Raw genomic sequence first — 18,127 nt, 5'->3', positions numbered from 1 at the left:
GGTCGTTATCCGGCCTACAGAGTTGCAGACCCGGTAAGCGTAGCGCCACCGGGCAACGTTTAGCGCATTACGCGCTGCGGCGCAGCATACCTTGTTTTTTCAGCCACACCAGCAGGATAGAAATAGCCGCTGGCGTGATGCCTGAAATACGCGATGCCTGACCAATCGACGACGGTTTATGGTCATTCAGCTTGGCGATAACCTCGTTGGACAGGCCATTCACCAGACGATAATCCAGCGTCGCAGGTAACAGAGCGTTCTCGTTACGCTGCTGTTTCTCGATCTCTTCCTGCTGCCGTGCGATGTACCCTTCGTACTTCACCTGGATTTCAACCTGCTCGGCGGCTTGCGGATCGGCAAGTCCTGGCGCGAACGACGACAGTTGGGTCATCTCCGCGTAGGTCATTTCCGGACGACGCAGCAGATCTTCGCCGTTGGCTTCACGCGACAGCGGCGCACTCAGCTTCGCATTCACTTCGTCAATCTGTGCAGAGTGCGGGTGCAGCCAGATGTCTTTCAGGCGCTGACGTTCGCGCTCGATGCTTTCCAGCTTATCGTTAAAGCGCGCCCAGCGTTCGTCATCAACCAGACCCAGTTCACGACCCACTGCCGTCAGGCGCATGTCAGCGTTATCTTCACGCAGCATCAGGCGGTATTCCGCGCGGGAGGTAAACATGCGGTACGGCTCTTTGGTACCCAGCGTGCACAGGTCGTCGACCAGAACGCCCAGGTAAGCCTGAGAACGTCCAGGTGCCCAGCCCTCTTTTTCCGCAGAAGATCGCGCGGCGTTAAGACCCGCCAGCAACCCTTGCGCGGCCGCTTCTTCGTAACCCGTCGTGCCGTTGATCTGGCCGGCAAAGAACAGGCCGGCAATGAATTTGCTTTCCAGCGTCGGTTTCAAATCACGCGGATCGAAGAAATCGTACTCAATGGCATAGCCAGGACGCACAATCTTCGCGTTTTCCATCCCCTGCATTGAGCGGACGATTTGCATCTGAACATCAAACGGCAGGCTGGTGGAGATGCCGTTCGGGTAAATTTCGTTGGAGGTCAGGCCTTCCGGCTCCAGGAAGATCTGGTGCTGGTTACGATCGGCAAAGCGCATCACTTTGTCTTCGATCGACGGGCAGTAACGCGGGCCGATCCCTTCGATCACGCCAGCATACATCGGGCTGCGATCGAGGTTATTGCGGATCACATCATGGGTTTTTTCGTTGGTATGGGTGATGTAGCACGGCACCTGACGTGGGTGCTGAGCCGCGTTGCCCATGAACGAAAAGACCGGCATCGGGTTATCGCCATGCTGTTCAGCCAGTACGCTGAAATCGATTGTGCGCGCGTCAATACGCGGCGGCGTACCGGTTTTCAGGCGATTGACGCGCAGCGGCAGTTCGCGCAGACGACGTGACAGCGAGATAGACGGTGGATCGCCTGCACGACCACCGCTGTAGTTGTCCAGACCGATATGGATCTTGCCGTCCAGGAATGTCCCGACCGTCAGCACCACGGCTTTCGCGCGGAACTTCAGGCCCATCTGGGTCACGGCACCGACGACACGATCGTTTTCGACGATCAGATCCTCAACCGCCTGCTGGAAGATCATCAGGTTCGGCTGGTTCTCCAGTGCCGTACGCACGGCCTGGCGGTAAAGCACACGATCCGCCTGAGCTCGCGTGGCACGGACAGCCGGGCCTTTGCTCGCGTTTAGTATCCTAAACTGGATGCCTGCCTGATCGACAGCTCTCGCCATCAGCCCGCCAAGCGCATCCACTTCTTTCACCAGGTGTCCTTTCCCAATACCGCCGATCGCCGGGTTGCAGGACATCTGCCCCAGGGTGTCGATATTGTGAGTCAAAAGCAGGGTTTGTTGACCCATACGTGCGGCGGCCATTGCGGCCTCAGTGCCTGCATGACCCCCGCCAATGATGATGACGTCAAAAGGATCCGGATAAAACATGGTGATTTGCCTCGCGTAAAGCGGTTAGAAAGTGGATTGAAGCTGAGGCCGTGGATTCTACTCAACTTTAGTCCATCGAGAAAGAGCCGGGATCCTTGCTATTAAAAAGAAGATCTTTTTATTTAGAGATCTCTTTTACTATGATCTCTTATTAGGATCGCCATGCTCTGTGGATAACTGCGATCCGGTCAGGAAGATCAATCAGTTATTGAGGATCACTAGCTGTGAATGATCGGTGATCCCAGACAGTATAAGCTGGGATCAAAATGAAGGGTTATACACAACTCAAAAACTGACCAAACCTTATACCGTGGATAACTACCGGTTGATCCAAGGTTTTAACCAGAGTTATACACAGTTGATCGCTCGATCTTTACACATTACTGAGTAAATTAATCCAGGATCCCAGCCAGATTTCTGCCGGATCTTCCGGAATGTCATGATCAAGGATGTTGATCCGCAGAGTTTCACCGATCTGTTTTGCCCCGCAGGCGATCAATTCTGCTTCCAGCTTCTCGATCGCCCCGCAAAAGGTGTCGTACTCACGACTGCCGATCCCGATAGCGCCAAAGCGCACCGCTGACAGATCGGGCTGCTGTTCTTTCAGTTCTTCATATAAAGGAAGAATGTTGTCCGGCAGATCGCCTGCACCATGGGTGGACGAAACCAGTAACCAGACGCCCTGCGTCGGGAGATCCTCTAATAAAGGCCCATGCTGCGTGCTGGTGGAAAACCCGGCGTCCTCCAGCTTTTCTGCCAGATGTTCCGCAACGTATTCCGCGCCGCCCAGGGTACTGCCACTAATAAGAGTAATGTCTGCCATGATCGCACGTCCCGGTTTAAGAGTGGCGTATTGTACGCTGTGAATGAGCTGGGATCTACCTGTGGAAAATGTGGTAATTATTTTCCCTGCCTACGGGCGGATCGTGCGCATAATCGGGTTCTGCAGGGAGATCAGCGTTTCAGTGGACTGAATTTCATCAATTGTTTGGATCTTGTTGATAAGTACCTGCTGAAGCGCGTCGATCGATTTACACATCACCTTAATAAAGATGCTGTAGTGCCCGGTGGTGTAATAGGCTTCGGTCACTTCTTCCAGACTTTCCAGGCGGGCCAGGGCTGAAGGGTAGTCCTTCGCACTCTTAAGGATAATGCCGATAAAACAGCACACGTCGTACCCCAGTTGTTTTGGGCTGATGTCGATACGTGCGCCGGTGATAATCCCCGCCTGCTTCATCTTCTCCACGCGAACGTGAATCGTGCCGGGGCTGACGCCAAATTGTTTGGCCAGTTCAGCATAGGCAGTACGTGCATTCGCCATCAGCGCGTCAAGGATGCCGCGATCGAGATTATCGATCTGATAATTTTCCATAGGTTTTTCTTATGTTGATTGATGATTCATGTCAGTTTAGCGCGTTATTTTGATGGATTAAAAGTGAAGGTGGCTTTTTACTTGTGCATTATTGAATATCACTCCGTTTTTGTTGCTTAATTGAAAGCAACAGGACACAGGAGTTACATAATGAAAACCGCTTACATCGCAAAACAACGCCAGATCAGTTTCGTGAAATCCCATTTTTCCCGCCAGTTAGAAGAAAAACTGGGCCTGATTGAAGTACAGGCACCGATTTTAAGCCGCGTGGGAGACGGGACTCAGGACAACCTGTCGGGCTGCGAAAAAGCGGTACAGGTCAATGTGAAAACGCTGCCGGATGCCCGCTTCGAAGTGGTGCACTCCCTGGCAAAGTGGAAGCGTCAGACACTGGGACAACACGACTTCAGCGCAGGCGAAGGGCTTTACACGCACATGAAAGCCCTTCGCCCGGATGAAGATCGCCTGTCAGCGATCCACTCGGTCTATGTCGATCAGTGGGACTGGGAACGCGTAATGGGAGATGGCGAACGCCACACCGGCACGCTGAAAGCCACCGTTGAAGCGATCTACGCCGGGATCAAAGCGACAGAAGCCGCAGTAAGTGAACAGTTTGGTCTGGCACCGTTCCTGCCAGAGCAGATCCACTTTGTTCACAGTGAAGAGTTACTGGCTCGTTTTCCTGGTCTTGATGCCAAAGGCCGCGAGCGCGCCATTGCCAAAGAACTGGGCGCAGTATTCCTGATGGGTATCGGCGGCAAGCTGAGTGACGGTAAACGTCATGACGTGCGTGCACCGGATTATGATGACTGGACGACCGCCACCGAAGCCGGTTTTGCCGGGCTCAACGGCGATATTCTGGTGTGGAACCCGGTGCTGGACGATGCGATTGAGCTTTCCTCCATGGGGATCCGTGTGGATGCCGACACCCTCAAACGCCAGCTTGCCCTCACCGGCGACGACGATCGTCTGGCGCTGGAATGGCACCAGGCGCTGCTGGCTGGCGAAATGCCACAAACCATCGGCGGCGGTATCGGCCAGTCGCGTCTGACCATGCTGCTGCTGCAACTGCCGCACATCGGGCAGGTACAGTGCGGCGTCTGGCCGGCGCAGGTTCGTGAGAGCGTCAGCGCGCTGCTGTAAGTTAACGCCGCCAGCGTCGCAGCAGGCGGCTGCGCATCCCGGTATCAAAGCGCCAGATATGATCGAAAATGCGCATGATGCCGGGTTTGCCATGAACGGACATCGCCACCGCATGAAAACGGTGCTGATGTACGCGCTGCAATTCCGCCACTTTACTGACCACCTCATCCGGCAACCGCTGGGCAATAAAATCAGAAATCACCACCGCATCGGCATCAAACCACTCCCCCCCCTGCATCCGCTCAATGATGGCGCGAAAACAGCTCGCCAGATCGGTGCCGCCGCGAAAACGCTGGCTGAGAAAACGGATCGCCTGCTCGATCCCTTCCGGGCCTGACAGCTCGTAACGCACCACCTCGCTTGAAAACAGCATGATGAAACAGCGGCGTCTGTCCGCCAGCGCGATACGCATCAGGGCCAGGCAAAAGGCTTTGGCGCACTGTTCGTTGAAGCCGCCCATCGAACCGGAGGTATCCACGCAGACGATAAACGGGCCGCGCGGCTGTTCGTCGAAATCCTGATGAATCACCGGCCGCTCGGTGATCTTCTCCCGCCAGGCTTCGCCATGCAGCCGGTAAGTGAGTAACTGCTTCTCCACCAGCTTACGGTAAAACTCATATTCCAGTTCGGTGATGCCGAGGGTGGCCAGTTCCGGCGGCAACAGGCGCAAAATATCGTCGCTCTGTTGCAGGCCATCAACCTGCTCTGGCACGGTCGCCGGTTCGCGTACCAGCGTGCGGAAGGTTTCCATCGGCGCATCTTTTCTTGGCACCGATTTCGCCTCACGCGAGCGCCCGAGCTGTTCGGCTAGCTGTTTTAGCTCGGGCTGATCGGCAAGAAAATCGCCGTACTTAACGATTAACTGGTAATCACCGCGCTTAAGCTGCCCGGCGCTCATGTCCCACAGCCGCCCGGCGGCGTTTTCGTTTTCTACCAGCACCGGATCAAGCTGCCCGCTGAGCGTCATGCGTTCCTGCACTTCGCTGAGTAACTGCTCACGTTCTTCTTCCAGCAGTTGCTGATTGAGCGAAGTGGCCTGAACCACCAGGCTTAAGCGCCAGCGCTGTAAAAACAGGGTGTGCAGGGCGGGAGTCATGGTGCGGTTATCCGCCACCAGTTGTTGCGCCTGCGCGGCATACGGGGAGTGCACCTTCTCCAGCAGGGTCAGGATCTGCGGAAGCTGGAGGATAAACTGGGTGGTCGAAAGCAACTGACTTTGCTGGTAGCTGAGCACCTCTTCCGTCAGTTCCGGCGGCACGCGGGTATCTTTCAGCCTGCTTTTGAGCGCTTCCCGCCAGCGCGGAATATCCTCTGTGACGGCATGTCGTAGTTTTGGGAATTTCTCAAAAAAAATCGCCAGTTGCGGAGACGCCAGTAGCGCCACGATCAACTCTTCGATCAACCCCTCTTCGCTGACCGTCAGGATCATGTTGAGGGTATCCATCGTCAGCATTGACGGGCCTGTTTAATCTGCTCGCTGACGTCCTGTAAGCTGGCTTCGATACGACCTAACCAGTCGTTATGAATGAACAGGCACTTTTGCTGCTCGCTAAAACGGGTGTGCTGCTGATGCCATTCGGTGTCGAGCGCGTCGAGTTGCTGTTTGATTTCATCCGGCACGCTCTCCTGAGAAGCCCCTGGCAGGGCGAGCCGGGAGCTTTGCAAACTCACGTCGCGCACGAGGAGATGCAGCGTGGCGTCCACTTCCAGATTCAGCGGCTGCGCGAAGCCAATCCCGTTCAGCTTGCCACGGATTTCACCGCCTTTTGCCAGCCACTGCGCCAGCGCCGCATGGTCTATCGTCACATGGATAACCTGCATATCGTGCAGTTTGAGCGGCTGCTGTAGTAGCAGCGTCAGCGTAGGGTCGTTGACGTTTGCAGGCAGTTCATAATGCGGACGGCGGCTGAACATACCGCTCTGACGTAACACCGTCAGCGCGGTTTTATCGCTTTGCTGTTGCTGAAGCTGGATGCGGCGCTGGGTGATTGCGCCCAGTTGCGTCAGCATCGCCTGCTGCTGCCAGGCGTGCCCGGTCATCAAAATTTCCATCTGCTGCGCCAGCAAATTCATGCTTTTCGCGTCGTGCCATAAGCAGTCTTTTAGCAGAATCAGATCGATGGGAGCGACCGCATCGCGCCCGCAGAAGAAGGCGCAGGCCTGAAGCAGACGGATCGCTTTTTTCCAGCGGCGGTCAGAGACGTAAGGTGCGTCAGGCAGGTTATCGATTTGCTGGCGCAGCATAAAAATCAGTTCAAAAACGTTATCGGGCAGTTTGATCGTCGGAATCACCTGCTGCCAGTGCTGATACTCTTCATCGGTCACCTGCAACGCAGGCGGAACCGGGTTGTCACTCTCATCCTGCTGGCTCACCAGCATGGCGCGGAAATTCCCCTTTTCCTGCACTTTATCCAGCCACAGCCGGATAAGCAGGCGGTCATACAGCGCCTCCAGGCTGCTGTCGGCTTCCGGTAATTCGTTAGACGCGGCCACCAGCAAACGCATGGGGATTTTTTCTTCGTGTGCGCCGTTGCGAAAACGTCGCTCGTTGATGGCGGTGAGCAGGGTGTTGAGGATCGCCGGGCCTGCTTTCCAGATTTCATCCAGAAAGACGATTTCAGCTTCTGGTAAGTAACCGCTGATGAGACGTTCATAACGGCCTTCGTCTTTTAACGCCTGGATGGAGAGCGGGCCAAAGACCTCTTCGGGCGTGGAAAAGCGTGTCATCAGATATTCAAACGCGCGGGCATGTTGAAACGCGAACTTTAAGCGGCGGGCGATAAGGCTTTTGGCAATCCCCGGCGGGCCCAGAAGAAAGACGCTTTCACCGCTGAGGGCCGCCAGCAGGCATAAACGGATCGCATGGCTTCGCTCAAAAAGTCCCTTTTCCAGCGCGCTGCTCAGGCGGGAAATTCTTTCTGCTAATAAGTGTGAGTGAGCCATAATTCATTTGCATCCTTTCGCCGTGTTGGAGGCGGAAAAAGCGAGTATAGAGGTTTTATTAAGGGCCTGTAATAGACTGAAGATCGGCTTTATTTTCTTTGAGCCAGATTAACCTGACCGCATTTAGCGCTACGATTTACGGGATAATCGTGCATACTGTGCGCCTTTTGTGGGCCAAGGGACTAAGCACACAGTTGTCATTCAAACAAAAAGATTAGTCTATGAGCGCTGATAATAAACAATCGTTGCCTGCTGTCACTCTCGCCGCTATTGGTGTTGTCTATGGCGACATCGGTACCAGCCCGCTTTATACCCTCCGTGAATGTCTGTCCGGTCAGTTTGGCTTTGGCGTAGAACGCGACGCCGTTTTCGGCTTTCTGTCGCTGATCTTCTGGCTGCTGATTCTGGTCGTTTCTCTTAAATACCTCACCTTCGTCATGCGGGCGGATAACGCCGGTGAAGGGGGGATCCTGACGCTGATGTCGCTGGCGGGGCGTAACACCTCGGCGCGCATGACATCGGTACTGGTGATCATGGGGCTTATCGGGGGAAGTTTCTTCTATGGTGAGGTGGTGATCACCCCGGCGATATCGGTGATGTCGGCCATAGAAGGTCTTGAGATTATCGCGCCGTCGCTCGAAACCTGGGTGGTGCCGCTGTCGATTATCGTCTTAACCCTGCTGTTTATGATCCAGAAGCACGGCACAGGGCTTGTGGGCAAACTCTTTGCGCCAATTATGCTGACCTGGTTTGTGATCCTGGCGGTGCTTGGCTTGCGCGGTATTATGAGCAACCCGGAAGTGCTTCAGGCGCTCAATCCGGCATGGGCGGTGCACTTCTTCCTCGAATATAAAACGGTGTCGTTTGTGGCACTCGGCGCGGTGGTGCTGTCTATCACCGGGGTTGAGGCGCTGTATGCGGACATGGGGCACTTCGGCAAACTGCCGATCCGCGTGGCGTGGTTCAGCCTCGTGCTGCCGTCTCTGGCGCTGAACTATTTTGGCCAGGGCGCGCTGCTGCTGAAAAACCCGGAAGCCATCAAAAACCCGTTCTTCCTGTTAGCCCCCGAATGGGCGCTGATCCCGATGCTGATTATCGCGACCCTGGCGACGGTGATTGCGTCTCAGGCGGTGATCTCCGGGGTCTTTTCGCTGACGCGTCAGGCCGTACGCCTGGGGTATTTATCGCCCATGCGCATTATTCACACCTCGGAGATGGAATCCGGGCAGATTTACATTCCTTTTGTGAACTGGATGCTCTACTGCGCGGTGGTGATTGTGATTGTCAGCTTTGAGCACTCCAGTAATCTGGCGGCCGCCTACGGCATTGCGGTGACCGGCACGATGGTGCTGACCTCCATCCTGTCGACTACCGTAGCGCGTAAAAACTGGGGCTGGAACAAAGTGCTGGTGGGGCTGATCCTGATTGGCTTCCTGTGCATTGATGTTCCGCTGTTCTCGGCCAACCTCGATAAGCTGCTCTCTGGCGGCTGGCTGCCGCTGAGCCTGGGTATCGTGATGTTTATCATCATGACCACCTGGAAAAGCGAGCGCTTCCGTTTGCTGCGGCGTATCCATGAACACGGTAACTCCCTTGATGCGATGATTGCTTCGCTGGAGAAATCTCCGCCGGTGCGCGTGCCGGGGACGGCGGTGTATATGTCGCGGGCGCTGAACGTGGTGCCGTTCGCCATGCTGCATAACCTCAAGCACAACAAAGTGCTGCATGAGCGGGTGATCCTGCTGACGCTGCGTACTGAAGACGCGCCTTATGTGCCCAATATTCGCCGGGTACAACTGGAGCAGCTTTCACCGACCTTCTGGCGTGTGGTCGCCAGCTATGGCTGGCGTGAAACGCCGAACGTGGAAGAAGTATTCCACCGCTGTGGACTGGAAGGACTCAGTTGCCGGATGATGGAAACCTCGTTCTTTATGTCGCACGAGTCGCTGATTCTGGGTAAACGTCCGTGGTATTTACGCCTGCGCGGTAAGCTCTTTCTGCTGCTTCAACGCAACGCGCTGCGTGCGCCGGATCAGTTTGAAATTCCGCCTAATCGTGTTATTGAATTAGGAACGCAGGTCGAGATTTAAGCGTAAAAACGCCGGGTGGCGCTGTGCTTACCCGGCTGATAAACTGGCAGGCACACGCAAGCGTAGTGCCGCCGGGCAGTCCCTATCTTCTTCCACATTTCACTTAGCGAAACGTTTCGACGACGATCACAATTCTGTTACTTCATGATGGTTTTCTGAACGGCATTCGGAATAAACTTACCTCAGCGAAACGTTTCGCTAGTGGAGAAGAAAATGAAGAAAGGGTCTGTACTGAATTCTGATATTTCGTCGGTTATTTCCCGTCTTGGGCATACTGATACGCTGGTGGTGTGCGATGCCGGATTGCCGGTGCCGCGTAGTACGCAGCGCATTGATATGGCATTAACTCAGGGCGTGCCCTCGTTTATGCAGGTGCTGGAAGTCGTTACCGCCGAAATGCAGGTTGAGACAGCCATTCTTGCTGCGGAAATTAAACACCATAATCCGCAACTCCACGAAACGTTGCTCAATCATATTGAGCAGCTGCAGCAACACCAGGGAAACACCATCGCTGTTCGCTACGTTACGCACGAACAGTTCAAACAACAAACCGCAGACAGTCAGGCGGTGATTCGCAGCGGGGAGTGTTCCCCGTATGCGAATATCATTCTCTGTGCTGGCGTCACCTTCTGAGGCCATCATGGACGCATTACTGCAACTTAAAAATATCGATAAAGCGTTCCCCGGCGTCAAAGCGCTTTCCGGTGCCGCGCTAAACGTTTATGCCGGTCGCGTCATGGCGCTGGTGGGTGAGAACGGCGCGGGCAAATCCACCATGATGAAAGTGTTAACCGGCATCTACCAACGTGATGCGGGTTCACTGCTGTGGCTGGGTCAGGAAACCACCTTTAACGGGCCGAAGTCGTCGCAGGAAGCCGGGATCGGCATTATCCATCAGGAACTGAACCTGATCCCGCAGCTCACCATTGCTGAAAACATCTTTTTGGGCCGCGAGTTCGTTAACCGCTTCGGCAAAATCGACTGGAAAAAGATGTACGCGGAAGCGGACATTTTGCTGGCGAAGCTCAATCTGCGCTTTAAAAGCAACCGGCTGGTGGGCGACCTCTCCATCGGCGATCAGCAGATGGTGGAAATCGCCAAGGTGCTGAGCTTTGAGTCGAAGGTCATCATTATGGATGAACCTACCGACGCGCTGACCGATACCGAAACTGAATCTCTGTTCCGCGTGATCCGCGAGCTGAAAGCTCAGGGACGCGGGATTGTCTATATCTCCCACCGCATGAAAGAAATCTTCGAAATCTGCGACGACGTGACGGTTTTCCGCGACGGGCAGTTTATTGCCGAGCGTGAGGTGGCGTCGTTAAGCGAAGATTTGCTGATCGAAATGATGGTCGGCCGCAAGCTGGAAGAACAGTATCCGCATATTGACCAGGCTCCGGGCGATGTTCGTCTCAAGGTGGACAGCCTGTGCGGGCCGGGCGTGGATAACGTCTCCTTCGTGCTGCGCAAGGGCGAAATTCTTGGCGTGGCCGGGCTGATGGGTGCCGGACGTACAGAATTGATGAAAGTGCTGTATGGCGCACTGCCGCGTACCAGCGGTTATGTAACTCTCGACGGTCATGAAGTCGTCACGCGCTCGCCGCAGGATGGCCTGGCCAACGGCATCGTTTATATCTCCGAAGACCGTAAGCGTGACGGGCTGGTGCTCGGCATGTCGGTGAAAGAAAACATGTCCCTGACTGCGCTGCGCTACTTCAGCCACAGCGGCGGCAGCCTGAAGCACAAAGATGAACAGCAGGCGGTGGGTGATTTTATCCGCCTGTTCAATGTTAAAACGCCGTCAATGGAGCAGCCGATTGGCCTGCTTTCCGGCGGGAATCAGCAAAAAGTGGCGATTGCCCGCGGCCTGATGACGCGACCGAAAGTGCTGATCCTCGACGAACCCACGCGCGGCGTGGACGTTGGCGCGAAGAAAGAGATCTACCAGTTAATTAACCAGTTCAAGGCCGAGGGGCTGAGCATCATTCTGGTGTCATCCGAAATGCCGGAAGTGCTCGGCATGAGCGATCGCATCATGGTGATGCATGAAGGCCATTTGGGTGGCGAGTTCACTCGCGAGCAGGCCACTCAGGAAATACTGATGGCGGCAGCTGTCGGTAAGCTAAATCGTCATACGCAGGAGTTCACGCAATGAGTACCCAAGCTGTTTCTACCCGCCGCTATTTCAATAAAGCGTGGCTGATGGAACAAAAATCGCTGATTGCCCTGCTGGTGCTGATTGCGATCGTCTCCACCCTGAGCCCGAACTTTTTTACCGTTAATAACCTGTTCAACATCCTGCAACAAACGTCGGTCAACGCCATTATGGCGGTGGGGATGACGCTGGTGATCCTCACTTCCGGAATCGATCTGTCCGTCGGTTCCCTGCTGGCGTTGACCGGCGCAGTGGCAGCGTCGATTGTGGGGCTTGAAGTCAATGCACTGGTGGCGGTGGTGGCTTCTCTGGCCTTAGGTGCAGCGATTGGTGCCGTTACCGGGACGATTGTTGCCCGTGGACGCGTACAGGCGTTTATCGCCACGCTGGTCATGATGCTGCTGCTGCGCGGTGCCACCATGGTCTACACCAACGGCAGTCCGGTGAACACCGGCTTCACTGACAACGCCGATCTGTTTGGCTGGTTCGGTATCGGTCGCCCGCTGGGTATCCCGACGCCGGTATGGATTATGGGAATTGTCTTCCTGGCGGCGTGGTATATGTTGCATCACACCCGTCTTGGCCGCTATATCTATGCGCTGGGCGGTAACGAAGCGGCAACGCGACTGTCCGGCATCAGTGTGAACAAAGTTAAGATTATCGTGTATTCGCTGAGCGGCCTGCTGGCTTCTCTGGCGGGCATTATTGAAGTGGCGCGTCTCTCCTCTGCACAGCCTACCGCCGGTACGGGTTATGAGCTGGATGCTATTGCGGCGGTGGTGCTGGGCGGAACGAGTCTCGCAGGCGGGAAAGGACGTATCGTCGGAACCCTGATCGGTGCGTTGATCTTAGGCTTCCTCAATAATGGTCTGAATTTGCTGGGTGTTTCCTCTTATTACCAGATGATCGTTAAAGCAGTAGTGATTTTGCTGGCGGTACTGGTAGACAACAAAAAGCAGTAATCAACGACATTACAGGACATCTGAATATGAACATGAAAAAACTGGCTACTCTGGTTTCTGCTGTGGCGCTGAGCGCGACCGTGAGCGCGAACGCAATGGCGAAAGATACCATTGCGCTGGTGGTCTCCACGCTTAACAACCCGTTCTTTGTCTCGCTGAAAGATGGCGCGCAAAAAGAAGCCGATAAACTGGGTTACAACCTGGTGGTTCTGGACTCGCAGAACAACCCGGCGAAAGAGCTGGCGAACGTGCAGGACTTAACGGTTCGCGGCACGAAATTGCTGCTGATCAACCCAACCGATTCTGATGCTGTCGGTAACGCAGTGAAGATGGCAAACCAGGCTAATATTCCCGTGATCACCCTTGACCGCATGGCGGCAAAAGGTGAAGTGGTCAGCCACATCGCTTCCGATAACGTGCTGGGCGGCAAAATCGCGGGTGACTATATCGCCAAGAAAGCCGGTGAAGGCGCGAAAGTAATCGAACTGCAGGGCATCGCCGGTACTTCGGCTGCGCGTGAGCGTGGTGAAGGCTTCCAGCAGGCTGTTGCTGCTCACAAATTTGATGTACTGGCCAGCCAGCCTGCAGACTTCGACCGCACCAAAGGTCTGAACGTAATGCAGAACCTGCTGACCGCGCACCCGGATGTGAAAGCGGTGTTTGCCCAGAACGATGAAATGGCGCTGGGTGCACTGCGTGCATTACAGACTGCCGGTAAAACCGACGTGATGGTTGTCGGCTTCGACGGTACGCCAGATGGCGAGAAAGCGGTAAATGACGGCAAACTGGCAGCGACCATCGCCCAGTTACCGGAACAAATCGGCGCGAAAGGCGTGGAAACCGCAGACAAAGTCATCAAAGGCGAGAAAATCCAGGCGAAATATCCGGTCGATCTGAAACTGGTTATCAAGCAGTAATCGGTTTAAAACACATAAGAAAAGCAAGGCACGCGCCACCTCCTCTGGTGGCGCATTTACAGGATGATCCGATTATGAAAATGGCTGGCAAACTTGTCGTCCTTGGCAGTATTAATGCCGATCACATTCTCAACCTTGATGCGTTCCCGACACCTGGCGAAACCGTCACCGGCAGTCAGTATCAAATTGCTTTTGGTGGCAAAGGCGCTAATCAGGCGGTTGCCGCCGGGCGCAGCGGTGCTGACATCGCGTTTATTGCCTGTACCGGCGATGACGACACCGGCGAGCGTATCCGTAAACAACTGGAAAGCGACAACATTGATGTTGCGCCAGTCAGCGTGATTGACGGTGAATCTACCGGCGTGGCGCTGATTTTTGTTAACGGCGAAGGGGAGAATGTCATCGGTATTCATGCGGGCGCTAACGCGGCACTTTCTCCGGCGCTGGTTGAAGCGCAGCGCGAGACGATTGCTGAAGCGGCTGCTTTATTGATGCAGCTTGAGTCACCGCTGGAAAGCGTGCTGGCGGCGGCTAAAATCGCTCATGAAAACCAGACACGGGTAGCACTGAACCCGGCTCCGGCGCGTGCGCTGTCTGATGAACTGCTGGCGCTGGTGGATATCATCACGCCTAACGAAACAGAAGCTGAAAAGCTCACGGGCATTCGCGTTGAAAACGACGACGATGCCGCCCGCGCTGCCGGGGCGCTGCATGCCAAAGGCATTGATACGGTGCTGATTACGCTGGGTAGCCGTGGCGTATGGGCGAGCGTGAATGGTGAAGGCCGTCGCGTGCCGGGCTTTAAAGTGAAAGCCATTGATACCATCGCCGCCGGGGATACCTTTAATGGTGCGCTGATGACCGCGCTGCTGGAAGAGCGTTCCCTCGACGAGGCGATTCGTTTTGCTCACGCAGCGGCCGCGATCGCCGTGACGCGTAAAGGCGCGCAACCGTCCGTCCCGTGGCGCAAAGAGATAGAAGACTTTTTAGGTCAACAGGGGTAGCACTCGATGGCCACCATGAAAGACGTTGCCCGGCTGGCGGGCGTTTCCACTTCCACCGTGTCTCACGTCATTAATAAAGACAGATTTGTCAGTGAGGCCATCAAAGAGAAAGTGGACGCGGCGATTAAAAGTCTGAATTACGCGCCATCAGCCCTGGCGCGTAGTCTGAAGATTAATCAAACCCGTACCATCGGCATGTTGATCACGGCCAGTACCAACCCTTTCTACTCTGAACTGGTGCGCGGCGTTGAGCGCAGTTGCTTTGAGCGTGGTTACAGCCTGGTGCTGTGTAACACCGAAGGTGATGAGCGGCGCATGAACAGTAATCTGGAAACGCTGATGCAAAAGCGCGTGGACGGGTTGCTGTTGCTCTGCACTGAAACCCATCAGCCTTCGCAAGAGATCATGCAGCGTTACCCGTCCATTCCCTCTGTGATGATGGACTGGTCGCCGTTCGACGGTGACAGCGATCTGATTCAGGACAATTCCCTGCTGGGCGGCGATATGGCCACCCAGCATCTTATCGACAAAGGCTATACCCATATCGCCTGCATTACCGGGCCGCTGGATAAAACCCCGGCGCGTTTGCGTCTGGAAGGGTATCGCGAAGCCATGGCGCGAGCCGGATTACCGGTTGGCAAGAACGATGAGATCGTCGGTAATTTTGAATTTGCTGGTGGTTTTGAGGCGATGAAAAACCTGCTGGCCCAGGAGCCGCGCCCGCAGGCGGTGTTTATTGGTAACGATGCGATGGCATTTGGCGCATACCAGGCGCTTTATCAGGCCGGGCTAAAGGTGCCGCAGGATATGGCCATTGTCGGCTACGACGATATTGAACTGGCGAGTTTTATGACGCCGCCGCTGACGACGATTCATCAGCCGAAAGATGAACTGGGTGAGCTCGCCGTCGATGTATTAATTCACCGTATCAGCGATCCCACCCTTGCACAGCAGCGCCTGCAACTTACGCCCGTCCTGATGGATCGTGGCTCCGCCTAACGCTTATGGCGTTCCTTGATTAAATTGCGTCCGTCTTTGGCTTTTAACAGCATGAAGACGGAGGCAGAAATCAGCGTAATCACACCCATGGTGATAAAGGTATAGTGGAACTGCTCCACCGTACTGGCGCTTTCAAACCCTTCATAAAATCGCAGTACCGCTGCGCTGACGGCAACACCCAGGCTAATAGAAAGCTGCTGCGTAACGGCGAGCATACTGTTGCCGCTGCTGGCGTTCTCGTCGGTCAGGTCGGCAAGGGTGATGGTATTCATAGCGGTAAACTGCGTCGACATCGCCATGCCCAGCACAAACAGCGGCAGGATGAGCATCCAGATTTCCATTGACGGTGACTGCATCGAGAACTGCGCAATCAACACGCCAATAATAATGGTGATGCCAACCAGGGTGCCGCGATAGCCAAATTTGCGCAGCAACTGCGTGACAAAGGATTTCGCCAGAATAGAACCCATCGCGGTGGGAGCCATCATGCAGCCTGCGATCAGCGCCGGGTAGCCAAAACCCACCTGTAACATTAGCGGCATTAAAAACGGTACGCAGCCGGTGCCGAGGCGCGAAGCCAGATTACCCGCGATGCCAACCGAGAAGGTGCGCGTTTTGAACATCGGCAGCGCAATGATCGGTGACGGGTAGCGGCGGGCGTGACGAATATAGAGTAATAGAAGAAGAAGGCCGGTGGCGCTCACCGAAAGCGCAATCCAGCTCGCAACGATTTTCTCACCGAACAATTCCATGCCGCTGGAAAACAGCACCAGGCTCAGACCAAACAGTAAAAAGCCGCGCATATCGAACCCGCGCCGCGGGGTGGTGAAGTTCGGCATATATTTGCGCGCATATAAAAGCCCGGCGATCCCAATCGGGATATTAATGAGGAATATCCAGTGCCAGCTCGCCCATGTCACCAGAACGCCACCCAGCACCGGGCCGAGGATCGGACCGACAAGACCTGGCATGGTGACAAAATTGAGTACCGGCAGTAATTCACTGCGCGGATAAGCGCGTAGTAGCGCGAGGCGCGCCACGGGCATCATCATGGCACCGCCAATACCCTGAATAACGCGGAAGGTGACCAGCATCCCCAGCGAACTGGAGAGGGCGCAGGCCAGCGAACCGAGGGTGAACAACGAGACGGCAATCATAAAGATGCGACGCGTCCCGAAGCGATCGGCCAGCCAGCCACTGACCGGGATCAGCATGGCGACGGTAAGGGTGTAGCTGATAATCGCTGACTGCATCGCCAGCGGGGAGCGATCAAGGCTTTGGGCAATAGCAGGCAGCGCTGTGTTTAAAATGGTGGCATCCAGTGCCTGCATAAAGAAGGCCATCGCCGCGATCCACGGCAATCCGGCCATACTGTGCGCTTTTTTGGTTGTCATGCGTGATCCTGTAATTTAACCGGGCGTATTCAACAATAACTGGCATGTTTCAAATGCGCCCTGAGCGTTGCCGTCCTGAATTGCGTCGACAATGGCCTGATGATGTTCGAGTTTCACCACGTCGTTATGGGTAATGGAATTGAAGTAGGTGTGGTAAACGGACTGGAATAGCGCGGCAAAGGAGGTCAGGAAAGGATTACCGCTCATGGCATAAATATGTTCATGCCACGCCATATCTACCTCTATCCAGCGCTCGCGGTGGAAATGCTTCTTTAATTGCACCATCTCGTTCATCAGCGTATTCAGGTGTACTTTTTGCTCCGCGCTACCCAGCAGCGCGGCAAGCTGGCAGGCCTGAGGTTCAAGCGTACTGCGTAAAACCAGGAAGTGTTGAATGACGTCCTGGCAGTTCTCCTCCGTCATCCACCAGGCGAGCAGCTCCTTATCAAGGAAGTTCCAGCTCTCTTTTGGCATCACGCGGGTACCAATACGAGGTCTTGGAAGCACCATTCCTTTTGCGGTAAGGGTCTTTACGGCCTCCCGGATGGCGGTGCGGCTGACGCCAAACGCACTACCCAACTCCATTTCTGCAGGAAGAATACTGCCGGGGGCATACTCACCGGTTAAGATCCGCTGTGCCAGTTTCTCAGCCAGAACATAAGAAAGGTTCTTCTGTGCTGCTAACTGTTGGGCGCTCAAGGGCATTCGTCGCATTCCTTTTTCTCATTTTTACGTTTTAGTATGCCACCTGATCGGGGATGTCGATGATAAAAAGAGCAAATCCGCCTGGGTTTGGTGATATTTACCGCGCTTTGCTTAAATAAAACGCGCTTGAAAAGTTTTTTGATATTAAGGGTTGCCAGCCCGGAGAAACTCCCTATAATGCGCCTCCACTGACACGGAACAACGGCTTACAGGCCGCCGGGTTGGCAGGGTTCCTCCGGGAATTCTGGCAGAGAAAAGCGAAAATAATTGCTTGACTCTGAATGAGGAAAACGTATTATACGGGACCTCGCGACAGAGCGCTAAAGCGCGTCGCAACTGCTCTTTAACAATTTATCAGACAATCTGTGTGGGCACTCAAGGACATGGATTCTTAACGTCGCAAGACGCTAAATGAATACCAAGTCTCTGGAGTGAACATACGTAATTCATTACGAAGTTTAATTCACGAGCATCAAACTTAAATTG

At 54.8% G+C, this 18,127-nt stretch carries 15 protein-coding genes; 8 read left to right on the top strand and 7 right to left on the bottom strand.

The features are described from left to right. Positions 1–67 precede the first annotated feature (67 nt). The 3 genes from mnmG to asnC form a co-directional block, all read right to left on the bottom strand. Positions 68–1,957, bottom strand: a complete 1,890-nt coding sequence (mnmG, locus tag BM373_RS14650; RefSeq protein ID WP_090462682.1) for a tRNA uridine-5-carboxymethylaminomethyl(34) synthesis enzyme MnmG — start codon at positions 1,955–1,957, stop codon at positions 68–70. A 373-nt stretch (positions 1,958–2,330) separates the two neighbouring features. Next, complete coding sequence (gene mioC, locus BM373_RS14645; protein WP_090462679.1) at positions 2,331–2,780, bottom strand: FMN-binding protein MioC; 450 nt, start codon at positions 2,778–2,780, stop codon at positions 2,331–2,333. A gap of 90 nt (positions 2,781–2,870) precedes the next feature. Continuing rightward, on the bottom strand, positions 2,871–3,329 hold the full coding sequence (gene asnC, locus BM373_RS14640) for a transcriptional regulator AsnC (protein ID WP_090462677.1): 459 nt from the start codon (positions 3,327–3,329) through the stop codon (positions 2,871–2,873). A 150-nt stretch (positions 3,330–3,479) separates the two neighbouring features. On the opposite strand from asnC, the gene asnA reads away from it, so the two are divergent. Then, a complete protein-coding gene (asnA, locus tag BM373_RS14635) occupies positions 3,480–4,472 on the top strand; it encodes an aspartate--ammonia ligase (protein ID WP_090462674.1) in 993 nt (330 codons plus the stop codon). A gap of 1 nt (position 4,473) precedes the next feature. Here the strand turns inward: asnA and viaA are convergent, their stop codons facing one another. Continuing rightward, a complete protein-coding gene (gene viaA, locus BM373_RS14630) occupies positions 4,474–5,925 on the bottom strand; it encodes an ATPase RavA stimulator ViaA (protein WP_090462671.1) in 1,452 nt (483 codons plus the stop codon). After that, complete coding sequence (gene ravA, locus BM373_RS14625) at positions 5,919–7,415, bottom strand: ATPase RavA (protein ID WP_090462668.1); 1,497 nt, start codon at positions 7,413–7,415, stop codon at positions 5,919–5,921. The genes viaA and ravA overlap by 7 nt, the downstream gene beginning before the upstream one ends. Positions 7,416–7,636: 221 nt before the next feature. On the opposite strand from ravA, the gene kup reads away from it, so the two are divergent. The 7 genes from kup (at position 7,637) to rbsR (ending at position 15,542) form a co-directional block, all read left to right on the top strand. Next, positions 7,637–9,505, top strand: coding sequence for a low affinity potassium transporter Kup (kup, locus tag BM373_RS14620; RefSeq protein ID WP_090462665.1), 1,869 nt, complete (start codon positions 7,637–7,639; stop codon positions 9,503–9,505). A gap of 213 nt (positions 9,506–9,718) precedes the next feature. Then, a complete protein-coding gene (gene rbsD, locus BM373_RS14615) occupies positions 9,719–10,138 on the top strand; it encodes a D-ribose pyranase (RefSeq protein WP_090462662.1) in 420 nt (139 codons plus the stop codon). A gap of 7 nt (positions 10,139–10,145) precedes the next feature. Continuing rightward, the gene (gene rbsA / locus BM373_RS14610) at positions 10,146–11,660 is read left to right on the top strand and encodes a ribose ABC transporter ATP-binding protein RbsA (RefSeq protein ID WP_090462659.1); all 1,515 of its coding nucleotides are present in this window, start codon (positions 10,146–10,148) and stop codon (positions 11,658–11,660) included. Further along, the gene (gene rbsC, locus BM373_RS14605) at positions 11,657–12,622 is read left to right on the top strand and encodes a ribose ABC transporter permease (RefSeq protein WP_090462656.1); all 966 of its coding nucleotides are present in this window, start codon (positions 11,657–11,659) and stop codon (positions 12,620–12,622) included. Before rbsA ends, rbsC begins: the two co-directional genes overlap by 4 nt. Before the next feature lie 26 nt (positions 12,623–12,648). Continuing rightward, positions 12,649–13,539, top strand: coding sequence for a ribose ABC transporter substrate-binding protein RbsB (gene rbsB, locus BM373_RS14600; protein ID WP_090462653.1), 891 nt, complete (start codon positions 12,649–12,651; stop codon positions 13,537–13,539). A 74-nt stretch (positions 13,540–13,613) separates the two neighbouring features. Beyond that, positions 13,614–14,543: a ribokinase gene (gene rbsK, locus BM373_RS14595; protein ID WP_090462649.1), complete on the top strand. Its 930-nt coding sequence runs from the start codon at positions 13,614–13,616 to the stop codon at positions 14,541–14,543. Positions 14,544–14,549: 6 nt separating this feature from the next. Continuing rightward, positions 14,550–15,542 (top strand): ribose operon transcriptional repressor RbsR, encoded by a 993-nt coding sequence (gene rbsR, locus BM373_RS14590; RefSeq protein ID WP_090462646.1) that lies wholly within the window; start codon positions 14,550–14,552, stop codon positions 15,540–15,542. Here rbsR and mdtD read toward each other — a convergent pair. Beyond that, positions 15,539–16,936, bottom strand: a complete 1,398-nt coding sequence (gene mdtD / locus BM373_RS14585; protein WP_090462643.1) for a multidrug transporter subunit MdtD — start codon at positions 16,934–16,936, stop codon at positions 15,539–15,541. The two genes, rbsR and mdtD, sit on opposite strands and share 4 nt — an antisense overlap. A 15-nt stretch (positions 16,937–16,951) precedes the next feature. After that, a complete protein-coding gene (locus tag BM373_RS14580) occupies positions 16,952–17,641 on the bottom strand; it encodes a FadR/GntR family transcriptional regulator (protein ID WP_090462640.1) in 690 nt (229 codons plus the stop codon). Between the last annotated feature and the right edge of the window lie 486 nt (positions 17,642–18,127).

Source organism: Enterobacter sp. kpr-6 (genome assembly GCF_900116015.1).
GTDB lineage: Bacteria > Pseudomonadota > Gammaproteobacteria > Enterobacterales > Enterobacteriaceae > Enterobacter_D.
This window is presented reverse-complemented; position numbering and strand designations above follow the sequence as displayed.

Bases quoted from the DNA above. Each gene is read 5' to 3' on its own strand.
- rbsA (WP_090462659.1), top strand. From the start codon at position 10,146: ATGGACGCATTACTGCAACTTAAAAATATCGATAAAGCGTTCCCCGGC.
- rbsD (WP_090462662.1), top strand. From the start codon at position 9,719: ATGAAGAAAGGGTCTGTACTGAATTCTGATATTTCGTCGGTTATTTCC.
- asnC (WP_090462677.1), bottom strand. From the start codon at position 3,329: ATGGAAAATTATCAGATCGATAATCTCGATCGCGGCATCCTTGACGCG.
- mioC (WP_090462679.1), bottom strand. From the start codon at position 2,780: ATGGCAGACATTACTCTTATTAGTGGCAGTACCCTGGGCGGCGCGGAA.
- asnA (WP_090462674.1), top strand. From the start codon at position 3,480: ATGAAAACCGCTTACATCGCAAAACAACGCCAGATCAGTTTCGTGAAA.
- mnmG (WP_090462682.1), bottom strand. From the start codon at position 1,957: ATGTTTTATCCGGATCCTTTTGACGTCATCATCATTGGCGGGGGTCAT.
- mdtD (WP_090462643.1), bottom strand. From the start codon at position 16,936: ATGACAACCAAAAAAGCGCACAGTATGGCCGGATTGCCGTGGATCGCG.
- kup (WP_090462665.1), top strand. From the start codon at position 7,637: ATGAGCGCTGATAATAAACAATCGTTGCCTGCTGTCACTCTCGCCGCT.
- rbsK (WP_090462649.1), top strand. From the start codon at position 13,614: ATGAAAATGGCTGGCAAACTTGTCGTCCTTGGCAGTATTAATGCCGAT.
- rbsB (WP_090462653.1), top strand. From the start codon at position 12,649: ATGAACATGAAAAAACTGGCTACTCTGGTTTCTGCTGTGGCGCTGAGC.
- rbsR (WP_090462646.1), top strand. From the start codon at position 14,550: ATGGCCACCATGAAAGACGTTGCCCGGCTGGCGGGCGTTTCCACTTCC.
- ravA (WP_090462668.1), bottom strand. From the start codon at position 7,415: ATGGCTCACTCACACTTATTAGCAGAAAGAATTTCCCGCCTGAGCAGC.
- rbsC (WP_090462656.1), top strand. From the start codon at position 11,657: ATGAGTACCCAAGCTGTTTCTACCCGCCGCTATTTCAATAAAGCGTGG.
- BM373_RS14580 (WP_090462640.1), bottom strand. From the start codon at position 17,641: ATGCCCTTGAGCGCCCAACAGTTAGCAGCACAGAAGAACCTTTCTTAT.
- viaA (WP_090462671.1), bottom strand. From the start codon at position 5,925: ATGCTGACGATGGATACCCTCAACATGATCCTGACGGTCAGCGAAGAG.